Source organism: Streptomyces changanensis (assembly GCF_024600715.1).
Classification (GTDB): Bacteria; Actinomycetota; Actinomycetes; order Streptomycetales; family Streptomycetaceae; genus Streptomyces; species Streptomyces changanensis.
On the sequence record NZ_CP102332.1, the window covers coordinates 3,729,032 to 3,750,150 of the forward strand.

Consider the following 21,119-nt stretch of genomic DNA (forward strand, 5'->3'; position numbering starts at 1 on the left):
TCCGTCTGCGGGTGCCGCGTCCGGACACCGGGCGCGTCGCCGCTAGGACGGCCGGGCGGATGCCGTGTCGTCCCGGGCGGGTCAGGCCGCCGCGTGGAAGAGGGCCGCCGCCTCCCCCCGTGAGGCGACGCCCAGCTTCGTCAGGATGTTCGCGACGTGGAACTTCACCGTCGACTCGCTGATGTGCAGCTCCTGCGCGATGGACCGGTTGCGCAGCCCCCGCGCGAGGCGGGTCAGCACCTCCAGTTCCCGCTCGCCGAGGACCGTCAGCGGGTCGGACGCCGGTTCGCGGACGGCCCGCAGCGGGATCGACGCCGTGACCGTGGTCCCCCAGCCGGGGACGGCGTCCACGTCGAGCCGCCCCTGGAGCACCTCCAACCGCTCCACCACACGCGCGGGGGTCAGCGCGCACTCCGTCAGCGTGCCCGGCCCGTCGTCGCGCACCGAGGCCCGCAGTTCGTCCGCCGTCAGCTGCCAGCCCACGTGCACGCGGCCCAGTGGTGCCTGCTCCAGGACCGTCAGCAGCACCGCCCGCACCACCGCGCGCGCGGTGTGCGCCACGTCGGCGGCGAGCGACCGCGTCGAGTCGGGTGCGCCGAACTCCAGGCGGACCGGTGTGTGCCGCGCCAGCGGGCGCAGCTCCCCGGTGAGCCGGTCGAACGCCCGGTCCGCCGGCTCCTCCGCGATCTCCCGGTCCCGTTGCGCCCGCGCCCGCAGCTCCACCAGCCCGTCCACGGCCAGGTCGGTCGCGGCGGCGCGCGCGGCGGCGTCGTCGAGGCCCCGGCCGCGCAGCACGCCGAGGATGCCGGTCAGCGTCGCGGAGTGCGCCTCGCCCAGCTCCGCCATCACCCGTTCCCGCGCCGCCGCGGCGGCGCGGGAACGGGCCAGCGACCCCGGCACCGCCTCGGTGGCGAACCGATCGAAGTGGCAGGTCACCAGGTCCCACAGCCCCTGCACCACGGCGAGCACGTCGTCGCCGAGCACAGTCGCCTCATGGCGTACGAGCAGCAGGACCGCGCCCCTCGGTGTCGCGTGGCTGGTGACGGCGAGGACGGGCCACTCGGCCCCGTCCAGGGTCAGCGTGCCCTGCCAGGGCAGGCCGGGGACGCCCGAGGCCAGCAGGGGCGCCAGGTCCGCGTCGGTGACGCGCGGGCCCAGGTCGCCGTGGGTCTTGTGCGGTGAGTGCGCGCAGTGCGTGGACAGCTCGGCGGCGGCCCGGTGCGGCACCAGCTCCGCCAGGACCGCGGACAGCCGCGGCAGGATCCGCCCGAGCGGCTGGCGGACGATGTCGTACGCGGCGGTCAACGCGGACACGGCCCCGGTTCCGGTCAGTTCCATGGCCCGAGCCTAGGGGGTGTCCGCCCCTGTGGGGCTGTCCTTCCGGCCAGGTGTCACTGGCCGTCCGGCGGGCCCTGGCGGGCGGCGGCCGGCGGGAGGGTGGGGCCACCGACACACCGACGACGCTCCAGGGGGAGACGACATGACCGACGACAACGACATGCGGGCCATCGTGTACACCGAGTTCGGGGGGCCGGACGTGCTGTCGCTCGGTCGGGTGCCCCGGCCGGATCCGGGACCCGGGGAGATACGCGTCAGGGTCGTCGCGGCCGGCGTCAACCCGCTCGACCACAAGCGGCGCCGGGGCTGGGTGGAGCAGTTCTACCCGACGACCTTCCCCGCCGTGCCGGGGTTGGAGTTCGCCGGCGACGTCGACGCCCTGGGCGAGGGGGCCGACGGCTTCGCGGTGGGCGACGAGGTGATGGGCTGGACCCGGACCGGCGCCTACGCCGAGTACGCCATCGCCGGGGACGTCGTCGCCAAGCCCGCCGGACTCCCCTTCGCGGAGGCGGCCGCGCTCCCCGTGGCGGGCGAGACCGCCCGGCGCGTCCTCGCCGAACTGGGGCTGCGCGACGGCGAGACGCTGCTGCTGCACGGCGCGGCCGGCGCCGTCGGACGGGTCGCCGTCCAGCTGGCCGTGGCGCTCGGCGCGCGGGTGGTCGGCACCGCGTCGCCCGCCAACCACGAGCTGCTGCGCGGGCTCGGCGCCGTGCCCGTCGCGTACGGGGAGGGGCTCGCCGACCGCGTACGGGCGGCGGCCCCGCAGGGCGTCGACGCCGTGTTCGACGCGGCCGGACACGGCACGCTCCCCGTCTCCGTCGAACTGCGCGGCGGCACCGCCGACCGGGTCGTCACCATCGCCGCGACCGACGCCGCCGAGCACGGCGTGCCGTTCTCGGCGGGCGGCACGCCGCCCGAGCAGGTCCGTGCCTGGACCGCCGAACACGCCCGCCTCGCCGCGGAGGGCCGGCTCGTCCTGCCGGTCGCCGGGACGTTCCCGCTGGCGGACGCGGCCCGGGCCCAGGAGACCAGCGAGGCCGGGCACGCCCGGGGCAAGCTGGTGATCACGCCCTGAGGGGGCGCCGTGCCCGGGTGGGGCGTCTCCGTGAGCGGGTCACCCCTGGAGGGGTGTCACGTGCGCGGGCGCCGCGCCCAGGGGCGGGCGTCCCCCGGTGAGCCGGTGCCGTGTCCCGAGGCACCCCGTCGTCGGCCGGTGCCGGGCTTCCGGGGCGTCACGCCCTGAGTCGACGCCGGGCCTCCGGAGGCATCCCGTCGTCGGCCGGTGCCGGGCCTCCGGGGGCGTCACGTCGTGAGGCGGCGGACCACTCGGGCAGGGTTGCCGACCGCGAGCACCCCGGCCGGCAGGTCCCGTACGACGACCGACCCGGCGCCGACCACCGTGTCGGCGCCGATCGTCACGCCCGGGCAGACGATGACACCCCCGCCCAGCCAGACGTTGTCGCCGACGGTGATCGGCTCGGCCCGCTCCCAGCCGGCCCGCCGTCGCTCGGTGTCCAGCTCGTGGGTGGGCGTCAGCAACTGCACGTTCGGGCCGATCTGGACGTCGGCCCCGACGGTGACGGGCGCGCAGTCCAGGAAGACGGCGTTGACGTTGACGAACGTCCGCGGCCCGATGGTGACGTGGTACCCGAAGTCGCAGTGGAAGGGCGGCCGGATCCGCACGCCCTCGCCGACCGAGCCGAGCAGCTCGCCGAGGATCCGCGTCCGTTCCGCCGCGGACGGCGGCGGCACGGCGTTGTAGGCGGCGCACAGGGCGACCCGCCGCTCGGTGTCCGCGGCCAGCTCCGGGTCGTCGGGCAGGAACCACTCCCCGGCCACCATCCTCCGCTTGTTCTCGCCCACCGTCCGCCCCCTCCGTGCCACCCGCCACCCGCCACCCGCCGCCCGTCGCCCGCCGCCCGCCGCCGGGGGAGGCCTACCCCACCGCGCGGGCGTACACGTCCAGGGCCGGGCGCGGTGCGCGGCCGAGCAGGCGGCGCAGATGGCCCCCGGCCACCCCGGAGCCGTCCAGGAAGCCGTGGGCGATCGCCGAGTACGTACCCGTCAGCATCGGCACCTGGAACGGCGCGGCCCCCGAGGCGGCGATCCCGGCGCGGGCGGTGGCGAGGGGGCCGCCCGGCTCGTACGTCCCCGACACGGCCGCCGCCAGGTCGGCCCCGCCGAGCGGCACCTCGCCGACCAGCTCGTACACCCGGCCCGCGTGCGCCTTCGGGGCGTCGGCCACGCGGAACGCCGCCTCGGCGAGGTCCGCCCGCGCCACCGCCGCCACGGCGCCGTCGCCGAGGGGCGCCGTGATCCGCCCGTCGGCGTCCGGCGCGGCGAGCAGGGCGAGCAGCTCGGCGTACAGGCCGTTGCGGAGCACCGTCCACGCCAGGGGCGACGCCCGCAGCCGCCGTTCGGTCCAGCGGTGGGGGAGGGCGTACGGCAGGTGGTCGCCGTCGCCGGAGAGGCTGGTGTAGACGACGTGGCGCACGCCGGCCCGCTCGGCGGCGTCGATCGCGGCGCCGTGGCGGGCGGTGACGACGTCGTCCTCGCCGTACCCCGCCGAGACGAGCAGCAGGGTCCGTACGCCCGCGAACGCGTCCCGCAGCGACGCCGGGTCGTCGAAGTCCACCCGGCGCGCGCCCGGGCGTGCGCCGGGGCGGTCCTCGGGCGAGCGGGTGCCGAGCAGGACGTCCGCGCGGCCCGCCGCGTGCCCGGCGACCAGCCCGCCGAGGCCGCCCGAGACACCGGTGATCAACAGCATGGGAATGCCCCCCGTTTCCGTGGTCGTGTGCGCTGCGACCATGGTGGGTGTGGTGGCGGCGCGTGCGTAAGGAGGCACTTTCATGTCCGTGGGGCACACGGAGGTAACCGGCGGCGGCCCCGAGCCCGCCGATTCCACGGCGTCCACGGCGTCCGCGGCGTCCGCGGCGTCCGCGGCGTCCGCGGAGTCCGCCGAGTTGAGCTGTGCGGAGGACTGCGGGGTACGCGACGTGCAGGACCGGCTCGGCGACAAGTGGACCGTGCACGTCGTCGTCGAGCTCTCCGGGGGCGTGCGGCGCTTCTCCGAGCTCCAGCGGCTCGTCCCGGGGATCTCGCAGCGCATGCTCACCCTGACGCTGCGCCGCCTGGAGCGGGACGGCCTGGTCACGCGGACGGTGTACCCGACCGTGCCGCCACAGGTCGAGTACGAGCTGACCGCCACCGGACGCGACCTGACGGGGCTGGTCAGGGCGCTGGTGGACTGGTCGCTCGCCCACCGCGGGACCATCGCCGACGCCCGCCGCGCGTACGACGAACGGCGGCGACCGTGACGCCCGGGACCGCGGGGTCGACCGTCGAGCGGGCCCTCGCCGCCGTCCTGTACGCCGAGGACACCGCCGCCCTCGACACCTCCGCGTCCCTCCTCGCCGCCGACCCCGGCGCCGACGCCGAGTTGGCGCGGCGCGGGGAGGAGCTGCTGCGCCGGGCCTGGGCGCGCGGCTGGCAGCCCGCCGACGTGGAACGCGTGGTCCGCCGGGAGCTGGAGGCGCACCACGTGCGGCTGGCCGGCGGGCTCGTCCGCGCGGAGTCGGCCGGGTACGCGCACCTGCCGCCGAGGTGGCGGGAGCAGCTGGCCGCGCTGGAGGCGGAGCCGTGGCGGGCCGACCGGTTCTCGTACGCGACGGCGGTGCTGGAGCTGTACCGCCTGCTCGTCCGGCTCCCCGCCCTCGAACCGGTCGCCCCGCCGCCCGGTAGTGCCCCGCTGACGGCGCCGGTGGCGGGCGAGGCGCGCATGCCGGCCCGGATCCGGGCCCTGCTGGCCAAGGCGGAGGCGACCGCCTATCCGGAGGAGGCGGAGGCGTTCACCGCGAAGGCGCAGGAGCTGATGGCCCGCCACAGTCTCGACGAGGCGTCCCTCGCGGCCCGTACCCACACCGGCGACGAGCCGGCCGCGATCCGGATCGGCGTCGACGCGCCGTACGAGACGGCCAAGGCGATCCTGCTCGACGCGGTCGCGTCGGCGAACCGCTGCCGGGCGGTGTGGAACGAGGCGTTCGGCTTCTCGACCGTCGTCGGCTTCGAACCCGACCTGGAGTCGGTGGAGCTGCTGTACACCTCGCTGCTCGTGCAGGGGACGGGGGCGATGGTGAAGGCGGAGGCGGAACAGCGGACGGGTGGCCGCAAGCGTACGAAGACGTTCCGCCAGTCGTTCCTGCTGGCGTACGCGCACCGGCTCGGCGACCGGCTCGCCTCCACCTCGCGCCGGGTCACGGCCGCGGAACCGACCCTGCTGCCGGTCCTGGCGGCCCGCGACGTGGCGGTCACGGCCCGGGCGGACCGCATGTTCCCCGAGACGACGACGACCCGGGTCCGCGGGGCCACGGACCGGGCCGGCTGGGACCACGGGACCGCCGCGGCGGACCGGGCCGACACGGGCCGCGCGGCACCCTGACGGACCGCGCGGCACGGGTACGCCGCCCCGGCCGCGGGGGCCTGATGGCTGCGGGGCCCGAGGGCCGCGGGGGCGTGACGGCCGTTGACGACCGCGGCTGATCGCCACGATCGCCGCTGACGGCCACAGCACAGCCGCCCCCGCCGAGCCGCGCCCGCCCGCCCCCGCCGACGGCCGCGCCCGCGACGGCCGCGGCCCGCCCCTGACCGCGCGCCCGTCACTCGTCCGCGACGGCCGTCCGGCCGCCCGTTACGGCTGCGGCGGGAGGGACGGCAGCGGCGGGATGGACGGGAGGCCGGAGGGCAGGACGCCCGCGGCCGGCTTGCTCAGGGTGTCCGTGCGGCCGGAGTCCCACGCGACGACCAGCTGCGTGCCGTCGGCGGACCGTACGGTCCCCGACGTGCGGGTGGTGTCGCCGTCCTTGCAGGTGAGGGTGAGCGTCAGCGCGGCCCCCTCCTTGGCGGTGCCCTGGCAGACGTGGGCCTCGCTGATGACGACGGCCTGGCCGCCCTTGCTCACCGTCAGCGTGACGGGCTTGCCGTCGGTGGCGCCCACCCACGCGCCCTCCGCGGCGGCGAGGGACACGCCCTGCGCGTCCGCGCCCGTCGGGGCCGCGGCGGACGGCGCGGCGGAGGCGCCCCCGTCCTTGCCGCCGTCCCCGTCGCCCGAGCCGCAGGCCGTCAGCGCCAGGGCCGCGGCCAGCGCCGTCGCGGCCGCCGCGCCGTTCCGTACGAGCTTGTGCACGATCAACTCCCCCATGTCAGTTGGCAAGACCGCGCCAAGCTACCAGCCGCCCCTACCAGGAAGCCTTGCGCACACCGGGCAGGAATCCGGCGTGCGCCTGTTCCCGGAGGCGCACCCGTGACAGGCCGAACTTCCGCAGGTGGCCGCGGGGACGGCCGTCCACGCCGTCCCGGTTGCGGACGCGGGTCGCGCTGGCGTCGCGCGGCTGGCGGCGCAGTTCCGCCTGGGCGGCGAGCCGCTCGGCCTCCGGGGTGCCGGGCCGCCGGATGACCTCCTTCAGCTCGGCACGGCGGGCCGCGTACCGCTCCACGACGGCCTTGCGCCGCTCGTTGCGCGCGATCTTGCTCTTCTTCGCCATCAGACCTTCACCCCGCGGGCGCGGATGCGGGCGACGGCGGCCTCGATCCCGATGGTGTCGATGGTCTTGACGGCCCGGGCGGACAGGGTCAGCCGCACGTACCGGCCCTCGCTCGGCAGCCAGTAGCGCTTGCGCTGGATGTTGGGGTCGAAGCGCCGGGACGTACGCCGGTGCGAGTGGGAGATGCGGTTGCCGAAGCCCGGCTGGGCGCCGGTCAGCTGGCAGTGGGCGGACAAGGGTGACCTACCTCTCTCGGAGCCTTCTTGGTAATGGAAACCATTTCCATCTACTCTACCCCCATGGCCCGCAACGAACTCCGCCCGGTCATCAAGCTCCGGTCCACCGCCGGGACCGGCTACACCTACGTGACCCGCAAGAACCGCCGCAACGACCCCGACCGCCTGACCCTGCGCAAGTACGACCCGGTCGTCGGCCGGCACGTCGACTTCCGAGAGGAGCGCTGAGCACCGTGAAGCCCGGCATCCACCCCCCGTACGAGCCCGTCGTCTTCCGTGACAAGGCGGGCGGCTTCGCCTTCCTCACCCGGTCCACCGCCACCGGTGACAAGACGGTCGAGTGGGAGGACGGCAACACCTACCCCGTCATCGACGTCGAGATCTCCTCCGCGAGCCACCCCTTCTACACCGGCCAGGCGCGCGTCCTGGACACCGCGGGGCGCGTGGAGAAGTTCCGGCAGCGGTACGGCTCCCAGGCCCGGCGCGAGGCGCGCTGATGCTCTCCGTCGCCCTCGTCGGCGGACTGCACGCCGACGCCCGCACCGCCGCGGTCGAGCGGCTGCTCGCCACCGTGCCCGGCAGTGTGGCGCTCCACCACGACCTGACGGCCGCCGCCGAGAAGGGCACGGTCGTCCGTACCGTCCGCGACGCGACCGGGGTCCTGTCGACGGACGAGACGCCGCTGGTCGACGACTGCGCGTGCTGCGCCCTGCGCGAGGACCTGGTGCCCGAGCTGGAGCGGCTGGCGGACGCCGGGCTGACGCGGCTCGCGGTGGTCGAGCTGTGGGACTCGGTCGAGCCCAAGGCGATGGCCGAGGTCATCACGGCGGCCGGACTGACGGTCGGCTCGGTGATCACGGCCGTCGACACGGCGCTGCTGCTGCCCTGCCTGGGCAACGGCGACGACCTGGCCGACGCCGGGCTGGCGGCGGCGCCCACCGACCGGCGCACGGTCGCGGACACGTGGGCGCGCCAGCTGGAGTACGCGCCCGTGCTCGCCGTCGTCGACGGCCCCGAGGCCGACGACGAGGACCGCGCGCTGCTCGCCCAGCTCCACCCGACCGCGCTGCGGGTGCCGCTGCCGGACGGTGACCTGGCCGCCGCCGCGCTGGCGGGCTTCGACGTCGAGGCGGCCGCGGCCGCCCAGCACCCGGCGTGCGCCCTGCTGCCGCAGGACGCGGACGCGCACGGGGTCACCACGTACGTCTGGCGCCGCCGCCGGCCGTTCCACCCGGAGCGGCTGTACGCGGCGCTGGAGGACCTCTGCTGCGCCGCCGCCCGCAGCCGCGGCAGGTTCTGGCTCGCCGACCGGCCCGACACCCTGCTCGCCTGGGACGCGGCGGGCGGCGCCCTGTGCGTCGAGCCCTCCGGGCCGTGGCTGGCCTCGCTGCCGGACGCCGCCTGGGAGATGGTCCCGCCCGTGCGCCGGGCCGCGGCGGCGCTGGACTGGGACCCCGAGCACGGGGACCGGTGCCAGCACCTGGTCTTCACCTCGCCCGGCCTCGACCGCGAGGGGCTCGCCGAGCTCCTCGACTCCTGCCTGCTCACCGACGCGGAGTACGCCGCGGGCCGCGCGGCCTGGCAGCGGCTCCCGTCCGGCTTCGACACCCTCCTGGAGGTCTGACCCATGCCGCCCCGCCGCCCGGCCGACCGCAAGCCCGCGAAGTCCCGCCCCAATCCCCTGGAGCGCGACGGCATCACCTACATCGACTACAAGGACACCGACCTGCTGCGGAAGTTCATCTCCGACCGCGGCAAGATCCGCAGCCGGCGGGTGACGCGCGTGTCGGCGCAGCAGCAGCGGCAGCTGGCCCGCGCGATCAAGAACGCCCGGGAGATGGCGCTGCTGCCGTACTCCTCGTCCGCCCGCTGAGGCCGTCACCTCGCTGAGACCGTCCGCCCGCTGAAGCCGTCATCCCGCTGAGGCCGTAACCCGCTGAAGCCGTCGCCGCCGGCGTGGCGCGCCCGCCGGAAGCCGCCCGCCCTGCGCCGGTCGGGTGCCGCCGCGCGCCGGTGGACGGCGAAAAGGAGGTTCTTCCCGTGCCCTGGGCACGGGAAGAACCTCCTTTTCCGTATCCCTACGAACGGAAGGGAGCCCGGGAGGCCGTTCTCACGTCTCCGTAGTCGGAGGAACACCCCTGGTGCACGTGCATCTGCTCATGCATCCGTGAGCTGAACGCAGCTATGATCCGGATAGTTGACACCTGCAACATCACTCACTCATGTAACTCATGTGACTCGGGGAGCGTCCTGTGCACCACGTGTTGAACGTGTACAACGGCATGGCGGCCACAGAGCTTCACGGGGTCGTCTGGCAGAAGAGCCGCCACAGCAACTCGCAGGGTTCCTGTGTGGAATTCGCCAAACTGCCCGGCGGAAATGTGGCGGTGCGCAACTCCCGTCACCCCGACGGTCCGGCCCTGGTCTACACGCCGGCGGAGATCGAGGCGCTGCTGCTCGGCGTGAAGGACGGGGAATTCGACCACCTCGTCGGTGGCTGAGGAGCGGGACGCCCGCACGCGGCACGGACGGCACGGAGGGAACGGACGAAGGGGCCCCGCCGAGCGGAGCCCCTTCCCATCGGCGACGAGTCCCCCGTGGCCTCGGCCGACGTCCATCCCGGGTGCCGTTCCCTCACGCCCCGTCCGTGAGGCGGAACAGCGCCCAGACGACCTTCCCGTGCAGCGCCCCCGCCAGGGGGTGCCATCCCCAGCTGTCGCTGAACGACTCGACCAGGAACAGCCCGCGGCCCGACTCCGCCGAGAAGTCCTCGCCCGACGACCGGGTCGCGGGCGTGTCCGGGCTGGGGTCGCGCACCGCGCAGACCAGTCGTCCCGCCCAGCGCATCAGGTGCAGTCGGACGGGCGGGTCGAGCGGGTGCTCGCGCGGGGTGTCGGCGGGCAGCGCGTGCCGCAGGGCGTTCGTGACGAGCTCCGAGACGACGAGCGCGACGTCGTCGAACCGGTCGCCCAGGTTCCACTGCGACAGGGTGGTGTGGGTGAACTGCCGCGCCCCGCGTACCGCTTCGTATCGCGCGGGCAGGGCGCAGGAGGCGGAACTCGACACGGACGCGGCGTCGATCGGTGGAAGCCCCTGCCTCAACGGCTCGAGCATGGTCGATCCATTCGTCCCCATGCGAGGCACTCCCCGGATTCGCGGCTGTGGTGCTACAACACGAACGACTACGCAGGTGCGCGAGGCCCATGGTTCCGAAAGGGAGGGTGTGATGCAAGGGCAGATGCACGTGCACGTGCCCGACCTGTCCGGCCCCGTGATGGTTCTTGGTCATATCTTCCCCGGGTCGTTTGAACGGCCGTGGCCGAACCGTTCGCCAATCTGTAATCGTTCGAGTACGGGGTGAAGCGTTTTGGTGGCAGAATCCGCTTCTTCGGGGCTCGGGGGTGCTCCGTCGGACACATCAGCGATGGGGAGGGTTGGAGACGTGACCGCGACAGAATCCGGCGGTTCCGTGGTGCGACGCATCCTGCTGGGCTCACAGCTGAGGAGGCTGCGCGAGTCGCGCGGCATCACCCGAGAGGCCGCCGGCTACTCGATCAGGGCGTCGGAATCCAAGATCAGCCGGCTGGAGTTGGGCAGGGTGAGCTTCAAGGCGAGGGACGTGGAGGACCTCCTCACGCTCTACGGCGTCACCGACGAGACGGAGCGCGCGGCGCTCCTGGGGCTGGTGCGCGAGGCCAACCTCGCCGGCTGGTGGCACAGTTACGGCGACGTGCTGCCCGGGTGGTTCCAGACGTACATCGGTCTCGAAGGCGCCGCGTCGCTCATCCGCATCTACGAGGTGCAGTTCATCCACGGGCTGCTCCAGACCGAGGCGTACGCGCACGCGGTCGTCGCCCGCGGCCTGCGCGGCGCGCCGGAAGCCGAGATCGACCGCCGCGTAGCCCTGCGCCTGGAGCGGCAGAAGGTCCTCGTCTCGGAGCGCGCGCCGCGATTTCACGCCGTTCTCGACGAGGCCGCGCTGCGCCGTCCCTACGGCGACCGCTCCGTCATGCGCGACCAGCTGAAGCACCTGATCGAGATGTCCGAGCGCCCCAACATCACGCTCCAGGTCATGCCCTTCAGCTTCGGTGGCCACGCCGGCGAGAGCGGTGCCTTCACCATGCTGCGGTTCCCCGAGTCGGACCTCTCCGACATCGTCTACCTGGAGCAGATGACGGGCGCGCTGTACATCGACAAGCGTGAGGAGGTCGGGCAGTACGAGCGGGCCATGGAGCGGCTCCACGCGGACAGCCCCGGCCCCGAGGAGAGTCGGGATCTGCTCAGGGGGCTACTCCAACTCATCTAGTTCGCCCGTAGGATGACGTCCCGTCACAAGCGCCCTGTAGCGGCCCTGTGGGGCCACACGGCCTTCGGAAGGGATGGCATGTCCTACTTCACAGATCTGGCCCTGCAGTACATCGACGGTGAGTGGCGGGCCGGTGGCGGCTCGTGGGACATCATCGACTTCAACCCGTACAACGAGGAGAAGCTCGCCTCCATAACCGTCGCCACCGTCGCCGAGGTCGACCAGGCGTACCGCGCCGCCGAGAGGGCGCAGGTGGCCTGGGGCGACACCAACCCGTACACGCGGCGCGGCGTCTTCGAGCGGGCCCTGCGGATCATCGAGGACCGCGAGGAGGAGCTGATCGAGGCGATCATCGCCGAACTCGGCGGGACGCGCGGCAAGGCGGCCTTCGAGCTCCACCTCGCCCGGGAGTTCATGCGCGAGGCGATCCACCTCGCCCTCCGTCCCGAGGGGCGCATCCTGCCGTCCCCGATCGACGGCAAGGAGAACCGCGTCTACCGACTGCCCGTCGGCGTCGTCGGCGTCATCAGCCCCTTCAACTTCCCCTTCCTGCTGTCGCTGAAGTCGGTCGCCCCCGCACTGGCCCTCGGCAACGCGGTGGTGCTCAAGCCGCACCAGAACACCCCCATACTCGGCGGCACCATGCTGGCCAAGGTCTTCGAGGACGCCGGGCTTCCGCCCGGCGTCCTCAACGTCGTCATCACCGACATCGCCGAGATCGGCGACGCGCTCCTGGAGCACCCGGTCCCCAAGGTCATCTCCTTCACCGGCTCCGACCGCGTGGGCCGGCACGTCGCCACCGTCTGCGCGGCCAACTTCAAGCGGGCCGTGCTCGAACTGGGCGGCAACAGCGCGCTGATCGTCCTCGACGACGCGGACGTCGACTACGCCGTCGACGCGGCCGTCTTCAGTCGCTTCGTCCACCAGGGCCAGGCGTGCATGGCCGCCAACCGCGTCCTCGTCGACCGGGCGGTCCTGGAGGAGTTCACGGAGAAGTTCGTCGCCAAGGTGCGCACCCTGCGCACCGGCGACCCGTCCGAGCCCGGGACGCACATCGGCCCGCTGATCAACTCCTCGCAGGCCGAGGCGGTGACCACCGCCGTCGAGCAGACCATCGCCGCCGGTGCCACCGCCCTGGTGCGTGGCACCACCGAGGGCAACATCGTCCCGCCGACCGTCCTCACCGACATCCCGGCCGACGCCCCGGTGCTCACCCAGGAGATCTTCGGCCCGGTCGCCCTCCTCATCCCCTTCGACGGGGAGGACGAGGCCGTCCGCATCGCCAACGACACCCCGTACGGGCTGAGCGGCGGCGTCCACACGCGCGACGTGGAGCGCGGCGTGCGCCTGTCCCGGCGCGTCCACACCGGGATGATGCACGTCAACGACGGCATCATCCACGACGAGCCGATCGTCCCCTTCGGCGGCGAGAAGCACTCCGGCCTCGGACGGCTCAACGGCGAGGCGACCGTGGAGGCGTTCACCACCCACAAGTGGATCTCCGTACAGCACGGGCGCAGCGGCTTCCCGTTCTGACGGGCACGTCACGCCCCCGTCCCCCTCACCTCCCGCCCACGTTCCGCCCCGTCCGGCGGGCGGCTCCGCCGGCCCGCCGATTCCGCGCGATCCGTACCACCGTCCCGGCCCATTTGGGACAGGATCCGACCGCGGTCGTCCGTACCGTACGGGGTGTCAGTCCAGGGCACGTCCCGAAGAAAGGCGGACCTCCGTCATGGTTGCTTTTGTCCCCGCCGAGGCGCACGGCGACGAGCGCGGTGCGCTGCTCACCTTCATCGAGGCGCAGCGCGCCGCCCTGCGCCGGTCGGTGCTGGGGCTGACCGAGGAGCAGGCCACGAGCCGCCCCTCGGCGAGCGAGCTCTCCCTCGCCGGTCTCCTCAAGCACTGCGCGGAGGTGGAGCTCAACTGGCTCCGGCTCGCCCAGCAGCGACCCAACGAGCGGGCCCGCACCCAGGAGACCTGGGGCGACGCCTTCCGGCTCACCGACGAGGAGTCGGTCCCCGAGGTGCTCGCCTTCTGGGACGGCGTGGTCAAGGAGCTGGAGGAGTTCGTCCGCTCCGTGCCGAGCCTGGACGAGACCTTCCCGCTGCCCGAAGCGCCGTGGTTCCCCAGGGACGGGCGGGTCTCCGTCCGCTGGCTCGGGCTGCACCTGGTGCAGGAGTTCGGCCGGCACGCCGGCCACGCCGACATCGTCCGCGAGTCCCTGGACGGCATGACGTCCTTCGAGCTCATCGCCCGCGAGTCCGGACAGGGCCGGGACGCCTAGCGCGGGTCCCGTCGTGACCGCCGCCCCCTGCCCGTACCCTAGTCAAAATTGACGTCAGGGGACGACGAAGGGCAGGGAGCGGATGTCGGCGATCCGGCTGCTGGTGCTCGGCGCGGTGCGCCAGCACGGGCGCGCGCACGGCTACCAGGTACGCAACGACCTGGAGTACTGGGGCGCCCACGAGTGGTCCAACGCCAAGCCCGGGTCGATCTACCACGCGCTGAAGCAGATGGCGAAGCAGGGACTGCTGCGCGCCCACGAGACCGCCCCCAGCACGGCCGGCGGCCCGCCCCGCACCGAGTACGAGATCACCGACGAGGGCACGCGGGAGTACTTCGCGCTGCTCCGCGAGGCGCTCACCGCCCATGACCAGAAGCCCGACAGCCTCACCGCCGCCCTCGGCTTCCTCGTCGACCTGTCCCGCGGCGAGGCCGTCGACCTGCTCCGCCGGCGGGTCGAGGGGCTGGAGCAGTGGCGGGCCGCCGTCACCGGGTACTACACGCCCGACGGTGGCGCCGAGCAGCTGGGCCACATCGGCGAGATCATGCACCTGTGGCTCCACCAGGCCGACGCGGGCGCCGCCTGGACGCGCGGCCTCATCGCCCGGATCGAGGGCGGCGCGTACACCTTCGCCGGCGAGGGCCGGCCCTTCGTCGGCGTCCTCGCCGACGACGAGGAGAACCCGTACGCGACGGGCACCCCGCACCCCGGCGACCAGGGCTGACACCCTCCGGCGGACCACCGAGGCGGCCGCTTTGGGCAAAGGGCTTGCACCTCACGCCGCGTGAGGTCCCAGGCTGGTGGGCGTACCGAGGAAGGAGCGGTGGGCGATGAGCTACTCCGTGGGACAGGTCGCCGGTTTCGCCGGGGTCACGGTGCGGACCCTGCACCACTACGACGAGATCGGGCTGCTCTGCCCGAGCGGCCGCAGCCGCGCCGGGCACCGGCGCTACGAGGACGATGACCTCGACCGGCTGCAGCAGATCCTGTTCTACCGGGAGCTCGGCTTCCCGCTCGACCAGGTCACGGCCCTGCTCGACGATCCGGAGGCCGACCCGCGGGAACACCTGCGGCGCCAGCACTCCCTGCTGACCAGCCGGATCGCCGATCTGCAGAAGATGGCCGAGGCCGTCGAACACGCCATGGAGGCCAGACGGATGGGCATCAACCTCACCCCCGAGGAGAAGTTCGAGGTGTTCGGGGACCACGACCCCGACCAGTACGAGGAGGAGACCGAGCAGCGGTGGGGCGACACCGAGGCCTACCGCGAGTCCCGGCGCCGCACCGCCCGCTACACCAAGGCGGACTGGCAGCGCATGCAGGACGAGACGAAGGAGTGGGGCGCGCGCTACGCCGCCCTTCTCCGGGACGGCGGGGAGCCGACCGACGAGCGGGCGATGGACCTCGCGGAGGAGCACCGCCGGCAGATCTGCCGCTGGTACTACGAGTGCCCGCACGAGATGCACCGGTGCCTCGGCGACATGTACGTCGCCGACCCGCGCTTCACGTCGTTCTACGAGGCCGTCGCGCCGGGGATGGCCGCGCACCTGCGCGACGCCATCCACGCCAACGCCGCCCGCCACGCGTGACGGACACGGCCACGCGTGACGGGTACGGCCGGGCGCGTGTGGTCCGGCACGGGCCGTGACGCGGGGCGCGCGGATCCGGTCGTCCGGTTGGCGCCGTTCCCGCCCGGGCGGGCTTGCGGAGCCGACCGGACGTGCGCTTGTGCGCCCGGCTGAGGGCAGACCGGTGGCCTGGTGTGGCCGGCGGGCCTGGTGCGGCCGGTGGGGCGGACGCGGGTCGGGTGCGGGCCGGTGGGCCGGAGGCGGACACCGGGCGCGGGCCGGCCCGCACCCCGCATCTGGCCCGCTACGCGCGCGTGAGGACGACCGCCGTGCCGTACGCGCAGACCTCCGCCCCCGCGCCCGCCGCCTCCGTCACGTCGAAGCGGAACGCGAGGACGGCGTTGGCGCCCCGCGCGCGGGCCTGCTCCACGAGCCGTTCCATCGCCTGGTTCCGCGTCTCGACCAACGTCTTGGTCAGGCCCTTCAGCTCCCCGCCGACCATGGACTTCAGCCCGGCGCCGACCTGGGTCCCCAGGTGCCGGGACCGTACCGTCAGCCCGAAGACCTCCCCGATGACCTGCTGGACCCGGTGACCGGGGACGTCGTTGGTCGTGACGACCAGCACGTCGGACTGCGCGGTCTGCCCACCGCCGTAATCGTCGATACTCATAGCGACAGCTTCGGGGCGGATCGACCACCGCGCACGCGGAGCCGGCCCGTGGAACCGCCACCACGCCGGGACCGTTGATACTTTTGGGCAGCCGTCCCCCGCCCAACGACCCAGGAGCCCGGAACCCGTGATGACCCTTGCGCTAGGCCCGGAGTGGCTCAGCCCGGACTACCTGATCTCCGAGTACGGCCTGCCCGGCATTCTGATCATCGTCTTCGCCGAGTCCGGTCTCTTCGCCTTCCTCCCGGGCGACTCCCTGCTCTTCACGGCCGGCCTGCTGGTCGCCGAGGGCAGCTACATCCAGCAGCCGCTGTGGCTCGTCTGCACGCTGATCGTCGCCGCCGCCATCACCGGCGACCAGGTGGGCTACGCCATCGGCCGGTTCTTCGGACCGAAGCTCTTCAGCCGCCCCAACTCCAAGGTCTTCAAGAAGGAGAACCTGGACAAGGCGCACGAGTTCGTCGAGAAGTACGGCCCGAAGGCGATCGTCCTGGCGCGTTTCGTGCCCATCATCCGGACGTTCGCGCCGATCGTCGCGGGCGCCGGCCGGATGAAGTACCGCACGTTCATCGCGTACAACGTCGTCGGCGCCGTGATGTGGGGCGCCGGTGTCACCGTGGCCGGGTACTTCCTCGGGCAGATCGGGTTCATCAAGGCGAACATCGAAGCGATCCTCATCCTGATCGTGGTGCTGTCGGTCGTCCCGATCATCATCGAGGTCGTGCGGGGCCGCTCCCAGGCGAAGAAGGCCGCGGCCGAGTCCCTGGCGGCCGGTGCGGTACCGGCCGACGCCGCCGCGGCCCCCGCGCAGCGCGGTCGCCACGCCCGGCGCTGACCCGCCCCGGTGCGGGCCCACCCCCGGCCCGCACCGCGCACCACCGCACCGCGCACCACATCGGCGCCGCCCCGCCAGCGCACACCACCGCACCGCCCGCACCCCGCCCCACGCCCCGCCCGCGCGAGCCGGCGCCGGCGTCCCGGGCGGGGTGCGCCGTCAAAAGCCCCTCGTCCGCTTGGCCGCGCGGCGGGAGGCCGCCGAGCCCGGGGCCCGCAGGAACATCCGCGCCAGCTCGCCACCCAGGTTCACGCCGATCGCGATGGCCAGCGCCAGGGCCGCCGCGCGCGCCAGCGAGGCGAAACCGGCGTCGATGTTGTTCTGCGCGATGTTCAGCACCCCGTAGTACATCGCGGAGCCGGGCAGCAGCGGGCCGATCGCCGCCGTGACGTACAGCAGCGACGTCGTCCGCTCGTACCGCGCCATCAGCTGCCCGAACAGTCCCACCAGCCCCGCCGCCAGCGACGTCGCCAGGACCGCCGAGCCCTCGGCGGTGACCGCGACGGCGCCGAAGACCACCCACGCGACCGCTCCGTTCAGCATCGCCAGCAGCACGGTGGAACGTTGCTGCTGGAGCAGGATCGCGAAGGTCATCGACAGGGCCATCGCCGCGATGATCGAGACCACGGGCCGCTCCACGGGCACCACCGTGCCCTCCGGGCTGAGCTTCGCGCCCAGCTGCACGCCCACGTACAGCGTGGTCAGCACGCCCACCACGATCGCGACGAAGAAGTACACGACCTCCAGCAGACGCGCCGACGCCGTGATGTAGAAGCCGGTCAGACCGTCCTGCACCGCCGCGACCAGCGCTCTTCCCGGGATCAGCGCGAACAGCCCACCCGTGATCACCGCGGACGGCCGCAGTCCCGCGTGCAGCAGGCTCACCGTCACGCCCAGCGCCGCGGGCGGCACGGCGGCCACCGCGAACTGGTAGAACTCCGGCAGCCCGCGCCCCGCCGCCAGCCACGCCAGCCGGTCGCCCAGCATCGCCCCGGCGGCCGCGATCAGGAAGACGGCGACGCCACCGCCCAGCAGCACCGAGGCCGCCCCGGCGAGCCCGCCCGCCGCGAGGGTGAGCGCCCAGCCGGGGTACGGGTGCCGGTTGCGGCGGATCAGCGCCAGCCGCCGGTACGCCTCCTCCAGCGTGACGTCGACGCCCTCCGTGGAGATGTCGGTGACCAGCTGGTAGACGGCCGTCAGCCGCGTGTAGTCCGTACCGCGCCGCCGCACGATCCGGCTCGCCGTCACCGGGTGGTCCACCAGCGACGGCTGGTACGTGACCGACAGCAGGGTGAAGGTGACGGTCGGCTCGCAGCGGTCCAGGCCGTACGCGCGGCAGATCGCGTACATCGCCGCCTCGACGTCCTCGGCGCCCTCGCCGCCCGCGAGCAGCAGCTCGCCGATGCGCAGCGTCAGGTCCAGCACGCGCGGCACGGCCGGGCCGGCGCCCTCCTCGTGCCGCTGCGCCGCCTCCGCCGGGGGCCGCTCGCTCACCGGCATCCGCAGCATGGTCCGCATGCGGTCCTGCCAGGGCGCGTCCTTCGACAGCCGGACCGTGGGGGAGCCGGGCGCCGGTGTGTACGCCGGATGGGCCATGCGCGCGTCGAACGCCGACGGCGGCCTGAAGGCCGACCCCTCGGGCTCGTCCGCGTTCCCGGTCGTCAGCCAGTCGGGCACGGCGAACTCGGAGCTCGGGTGGTCATCCTCCAGCGGCACCGGCGGTTCCACCCCGGCAGGCGGGGCAAAGGCACTGCGCGCCTCGTCCGACTGCGGTTTGCGGTCGTCCTCCGGACCGTGCGGCTCCGCCACTGCCCTTGCCCTCACTCCCGTCCGCTGCGCCTCCCGGGACGCACCTGCCCCGGATGACTCGCGGGATACCCGTGTCCTGCGCCGTGCGCCCAGTATGAGCACGTCAGCGGCGTCCCCACACCGCGGGCCGTGGCCGGTGCCGGACGCGGCGCGGGGGAGCGGGGCCGTACACGCCGCGACGGGCGGCGCGTCCCCCGGTTCCCAGGGGTCGCGCCGCCCGTCAGCGGATGGTGCGGGGGCTGCCTCAGTGGGCGCCGCCCTGCGCCTCCAGGCGCTTGATCGAGGCCTCGATCTCGGCCTCGGCCTCGGCACGGCCGACCCAGTCGGCGCCCTCGACGGACTTGCCGGGCTCCAGGTCCTTGTAGACCTCGAAGAAGTGCTGGATCTCCAGGCGGTCGAACTCCGACACGTGGTGGATGTCGCGCAGGTGCTCCATGCGCGGGTCGGACGCCGGGACGCACAGCAGCTTGTCGTCGCCGCCGGCCTCGTCGGTCATGCGGAACATGCCGATCGCGCGGCACTTGACCAGCACGCCGGGGAAGGTCGGCTCGTCCAGGATGACCAGGGCGTCCAGCGGGTCGCCGTCCTCACCCAGGGTGCCCTCGACGAACCCGTAGTCCGCCGGGTAGACGGTCGAGGTGAACAGGTGGCGGTCGAGACGGATGCGACCGGTCTCGTGGTCCACCTCGTACTTGTTCCGCGAACCCTTCGGGATCTCGATGCAGACGTCGAACTCCACGGGTGGCTCCTCCAAGATCAACACAATGTCGGGTCACTGGACCGCCGTGATCACCGGGGTGCCGTGCTCGTGGCCCAGCTCAGTGGTTAAGTGTCCCTCACGCAACCGAGTGCTCGCGAAAGGGGCTGGTCAGCCGTGCCGGAACGGAACGTTCTGCGGCTGGCCGCGGGCTCCGCGGCCGCCGGTCTGGCCCTGGCCGCCACGGCGGCGGGTCTCGCCGGCCCCTGGGACGGGGGCCAGCGTACGGCCGAACGCCTCCGCGCGTCCGCCCCCGCCGCCACAGGTGGCGCACATCACGGCGCGGGCCCCGGCTCCGGGCACGGCCCCGCCGCCACCCGCCCCGGGACGGTCCCCGCCCCCGCGCCCAGCGCGCCGGCCGTGCTCGCCCCCCTCGCGGCGCCCCACGGCGCCGGGACCGCGCCACCCGCCCTGGCCGGGATCCTCGATCCGCTGCTCCGCGCGCCGGGCCTCGGCACCGCGCCCGCCGCCACCGTGGTCGACGTGGCGACCGGGCGCCGGCTGTACGACCGGGGAGGGGCGGCGCCCATGGTCCCCGCGTCGACCGTCAAGATCGCCACGGCGGCCGCCGCCCTCTCCGCCCTCGGACCCGACCACCGCCTGACCACCACGGTGGTGGCCACGCCCGACAGCCGGGTGGTCACGCTGGTCGGCGGCGGTGACCCCACTCTCGACGCGCGCCGCCTCCGGGACCTGGCGGTCGGTACGGCGAAGGCGCTCCGCGCCCGGAAGGCGCCGGCCGCCCCCGCCCTGACCTACGACACCTCGCTCTACCAGGGCCCGGTCCGCCACCCCATCGGCGTCAACGACAACCTCGCCCCGGTCACCGCCCTCATGACGGACGCCGCCCGCCTCGACGGCTCGACGTCCGGCCCCGCGCCGCGCGCGCAGGACCCGGCGGGCCGCACGGCCCGGCTCTTCGCCGACCTGCTGGCCGAGCAGGGCGTACGGGTCCAGGGGCCGCCCGCCCCCGGCCGCGCGCCCCGGACGGCGAAGCCGGTCGCCACGACCCGGTCGGCCCCGCTCCCGGCCCTCGTCGAGCGCACCCTGACCGCCAGCGACAACGACCTGGCCGAGGCCCTTGCCCGCGCCACCGCGCGGGCCACCCGCCATCCCGCGAGCTTCGACGGCGCCGCCCGCGCCGTCCGCGCCCAGCTGCACCGCCTCGACGTCCCGACGGAGGGGACGGCCCTCGCGGACGGCAGCGGCCTCGACCGCCGCAACCGCCTCTCCGCCCGCCTCCTCACCACCCTCCTCACCCGGGCCGCCGACCCCGCGCGCCCCGCCCTGCGCCCCGTCCTCACCGGCCTCCCGGTCGGCGGCTTCACCGGCACCCTGGAGGGCCGCTACGCCGCCGGCTCGCCCGGTGCGGGTCTCGTCCGCGCCAAGACGGGCACCCTGACCGGCGTCAACGCCCTCGCCGGCACCGCCGTGACCGGCGACGGCCGCCTCCTCGCCTTCGCCTTCCTCGCCGCGCGCACGCCGTCGCCGTACGAGGCCCAGCCGGCCCTCGACGCCCTCGCCACGGCCCTGACCACCGCCGCCCCGGCCCCCGTCGCGCCCGTCACCCCGACGCCCTCGCCGCGTCCCTGACCACCGCCGCCCGGCCCGGCGCCGTCGCCGCGGCTGATCACCGCCGCCCCGGCCCCCGCGCCCGTCACGCCAGCGCCCGTCACGTCGGCGCCCGCCGCCCGCCCTCCCGGTGCCTGTCCCTTCGATGCCCGTCACGCCGGCGCCCCGTCGCCCCGCTCCCGTCACCCCGGCGCCCCCACCTGG

Annotated in this window: 25 protein-coding genes; 15 read left to right on the top strand and 10 right to left on the bottom strand. The window is 74.2% G+C overall.

The window, feature by feature from the left end; genetic code table 11:
• Nucleotides 1–81: 81 nt before the first annotated feature.
• Entirely contained in the window at nt 82–1,338 is a 1,257-nt protein-coding gene (locus NRO40_RS16615; protein ID WP_058940892.1) for a helix-turn-helix transcriptional regulator, read from the bottom strand.
• A gap of 160 nt (nt 1,339–1,498) precedes the next feature.
• Here NRO40_RS16615 and NRO40_RS16620 point away from each other — a divergent pair, with 160 nt between their 5' ends.
• Complete coding sequence (locus tag NRO40_RS16620) at nt 1,499–2,413, top strand: NADP-dependent oxidoreductase (RefSeq protein ID WP_058940925.1); 915 nt, start codon at nt 1,499–1,501, stop codon at nt 2,411–2,413.
• A gap of 227 nt (nt 2,414–2,640) precedes the next feature.
• Here the strand turns inward: NRO40_RS16620 and NRO40_RS16625 are convergent, their stop codons facing one another.
• A complete protein-coding gene (locus NRO40_RS16625; protein ID WP_058940893.1) occupies nt 2,641–3,201 on the bottom strand; it encodes a sugar O-acetyltransferase in 561 nt (186 codons plus the stop codon).
• Nucleotides 3,202–3,274: 73 nt separating this feature from the next.
• Nucleotides 3,275–4,105, bottom strand: coding sequence for an NAD(P)H-binding protein (locus NRO40_RS16630; protein WP_058940894.1), 831 nt, complete (start codon nt 4,103–4,105; stop codon nt 3,275–3,277).
• Nucleotides 4,106–4,187: 82 nt separating this feature from the next.
• On the opposite strand from NRO40_RS16630, the gene NRO40_RS16635 reads away from it, so the two are divergent.
• A complete protein-coding gene (locus NRO40_RS16635; protein ID WP_079046853.1) occupies nt 4,188–4,655 on the top strand; it encodes a winged helix-turn-helix transcriptional regulator in 468 nt (155 codons plus the stop codon).
• On the top strand, nt 4,652–5,776 hold the full coding sequence (locus tag NRO40_RS16640; protein WP_058940895.1) for a DUF2786 domain-containing protein: 1,125 nt from the start codon (nt 4,652–4,654) through the stop codon (nt 5,774–5,776). The genes NRO40_RS16635 and NRO40_RS16640 overlap by 4 nt, the downstream gene beginning before the upstream one ends.
• 249 nt (nt 5,777–6,025) lie before the next feature.
• Here the strand turns inward: NRO40_RS16640 and NRO40_RS16645 are convergent, their stop codons facing one another.
• From NRO40_RS16645 to rpmB, 3 genes are read right to left on the bottom strand one after another with little or no spacing between them, the layout of a single operon-like run.
• Entirely contained in the window at nt 6,026–6,547 is a 522-nt protein-coding gene (locus tag NRO40_RS16645) for a hypothetical protein (protein WP_232790972.1), read from the bottom strand.
• Nucleotides 6,548–6,572: 25 nt separating this feature from the next.
• Complete coding sequence (rpsN, locus tag NRO40_RS16650; protein WP_058940897.1) at nt 6,573–6,878, bottom strand: 30S ribosomal protein S14; 306 nt, start codon at nt 6,876–6,878, stop codon at nt 6,573–6,575.
• Nucleotides 6,878–7,114, bottom strand: coding sequence for a 50S ribosomal protein L28 (rpmB, locus tag NRO40_RS16655; RefSeq protein WP_058940898.1), 237 nt, complete (start codon nt 7,112–7,114; stop codon nt 6,878–6,880). Before rpmB ends, rpsN begins: the two co-directional genes overlap by 1 nt.
• A 63-nt stretch (nt 7,115–7,177) precedes the next feature.
• Here rpmB and rpmG point away from each other — a divergent pair, with 63 nt between their 5' ends.
• The 5 genes from rpmG (at nt 7,178) to NRO40_RS16680 (ending at nt 9,615) form a co-directional block, all read left to right on the top strand.
• Nucleotides 7,178–7,342, top strand: coding sequence for a 50S ribosomal protein L33 (gene rpmG / locus NRO40_RS16660; protein WP_009192555.1), 165 nt, complete (start codon nt 7,178–7,180; stop codon nt 7,340–7,342).
• 5 nt (nt 7,343–7,347) lie between these two features.
• Nucleotides 7,348–7,611: a type B 50S ribosomal protein L31 gene (locus NRO40_RS16665; protein ID WP_058940899.1), complete on the top strand. Its 264-nt coding sequence runs from the start codon at nt 7,348–7,350 to the stop codon at nt 7,609–7,611.
• Nucleotides 7,611–8,738 (top strand): CobW family GTP-binding protein, encoded by a 1,128-nt coding sequence (locus NRO40_RS16670; protein ID WP_058940900.1) that lies wholly within the window; start codon nt 7,611–7,613, stop codon nt 8,736–8,738. Before NRO40_RS16665 ends, NRO40_RS16670 begins: the two co-directional genes overlap by 1 nt.
• Before the next feature lie 3 nt (nt 8,739–8,741).
• Nucleotides 8,742–8,987 carry a 30S ribosomal protein S18 gene (gene rpsR / locus NRO40_RS16675; protein WP_058940901.1) on the top strand — a complete coding sequence of 82 codons (246 nt, stop codon included), beginning with the start codon at nt 8,742–8,744 and terminating at the stop codon, nt 8,985–8,987.
• A 379-nt stretch (nt 8,988–9,366) separates the two neighbouring features.
• Entirely contained in the window at nt 9,367–9,615 is a 249-nt protein-coding gene (locus NRO40_RS16680; protein ID WP_058940902.1) for a DUF397 domain-containing protein, read from the top strand.
• A gap of 133 nt (nt 9,616–9,748) precedes the next feature.
• On the opposite strand, the gene NRO40_RS16685 is transcribed toward NRO40_RS16680, so the two are convergent.
• Nucleotides 9,749–10,249: an ATP-binding protein gene (locus NRO40_RS16685; RefSeq protein WP_058940903.1), complete on the bottom strand. Its 501-nt coding sequence runs from the start codon at nt 10,247–10,249 to the stop codon at nt 9,749–9,751.
• Nucleotides 10,250–10,538: 289 nt separating this feature from the next.
• Between NRO40_RS16685 and NRO40_RS16690 the strand changes: the two genes are divergently transcribed.
• The 5 genes from NRO40_RS16690 to NRO40_RS16710 all read left to right on the top strand — a co-directional run bounded on the left by NRO40_RS16690 (nt 10,539) and on the right by NRO40_RS16710 (nt 15,293).
• On the top strand, nt 10,539–11,420 hold the full coding sequence (locus NRO40_RS16690) for a helix-turn-helix domain-containing protein (protein WP_058940904.1): 882 nt from the start codon (nt 10,539–10,541) through the stop codon (nt 11,418–11,420).
• Between the two features lie 78 nt (nt 11,421–11,498).
• Nucleotides 11,499–12,956, top strand: a complete 1,458-nt coding sequence (locus NRO40_RS16695) for an aldehyde dehydrogenase family protein (protein WP_058940905.1) — start codon at nt 11,499–11,501, stop codon at nt 12,954–12,956.
• A 196-nt stretch (nt 12,957–13,152) separates the two neighbouring features.
• Complete coding sequence (locus NRO40_RS16700; protein ID WP_058940906.1) at nt 13,153–13,704, top strand: DinB family protein; 552 nt, start codon at nt 13,153–13,155, stop codon at nt 13,702–13,704.
• A gap of 82 nt (nt 13,705–13,786) precedes the next feature.
• Complete coding sequence (locus NRO40_RS16705; protein WP_058940907.1) at nt 13,787–14,428, top strand: PadR family transcriptional regulator; 642 nt, start codon at nt 13,787–13,789, stop codon at nt 14,426–14,428.
• Nucleotides 14,429–14,534: 106 nt separating this feature from the next.
• The gene (locus tag NRO40_RS16710; RefSeq protein WP_058940908.1) at nt 14,535–15,293 is read left to right on the top strand and encodes a MerR family transcriptional regulator; all 759 of its coding nucleotides are present in this window, start codon (nt 14,535–14,537) and stop codon (nt 15,291–15,293) included.
• A gap of 283 nt (nt 15,294–15,576) precedes the next feature.
• On the opposite strand, the gene NRO40_RS16715 is transcribed toward NRO40_RS16710, so the two are convergent.
• Nucleotides 15,577–15,942: a YbjQ family protein gene (locus tag NRO40_RS16715; protein WP_058940909.1), complete on the bottom strand. Its 366-nt coding sequence runs from the start codon at nt 15,940–15,942 to the stop codon at nt 15,577–15,579.
• 130 nt (nt 15,943–16,072) lie between these two features.
• Here NRO40_RS16715 and NRO40_RS16720 point away from each other — a divergent pair, with 130 nt between their 5' ends.
• On the top strand, nt 16,073–16,777 hold the full coding sequence (locus NRO40_RS16720; RefSeq protein ID WP_058940910.1) for a VTT domain-containing protein: 705 nt from the start codon (nt 16,073–16,075) through the stop codon (nt 16,775–16,777).
• 159 nt (nt 16,778–16,936) lie between these two features.
• Here NRO40_RS16720 and NRO40_RS16725 read toward each other — a convergent pair whose 3' ends face one another.
• Nucleotides 16,937–18,586: a threonine/serine exporter family protein gene (locus tag NRO40_RS16725; protein ID WP_058940911.1), complete on the bottom strand. Its 1,650-nt coding sequence runs from the start codon at nt 18,584–18,586 to the stop codon at nt 16,937–16,939.
• 244 nt (nt 18,587–18,830) lie between these two features.
• A complete protein-coding gene (locus NRO40_RS16730; RefSeq protein ID WP_058940912.1) occupies nt 18,831–19,325 on the bottom strand; it encodes an inorganic diphosphatase in 495 nt (164 codons plus the stop codon).
• 135 nt (nt 19,326–19,460) lie between these two features.
• On the opposite strand from NRO40_RS16730, the gene dacB reads away from it, so the two are divergent.
• The gene (gene dacB / locus NRO40_RS16735; RefSeq protein ID WP_058940913.1) at nt 19,461–20,936 is read left to right on the top strand and encodes a D-alanyl-D-alanine carboxypeptidase/D-alanyl-D-alanine endopeptidase; all 1,476 of its coding nucleotides are present in this window, start codon (nt 19,461–19,463) and stop codon (nt 20,934–20,936) included.
• Nucleotides 20,937–21,119 lie beyond the last annotated feature (183 nt).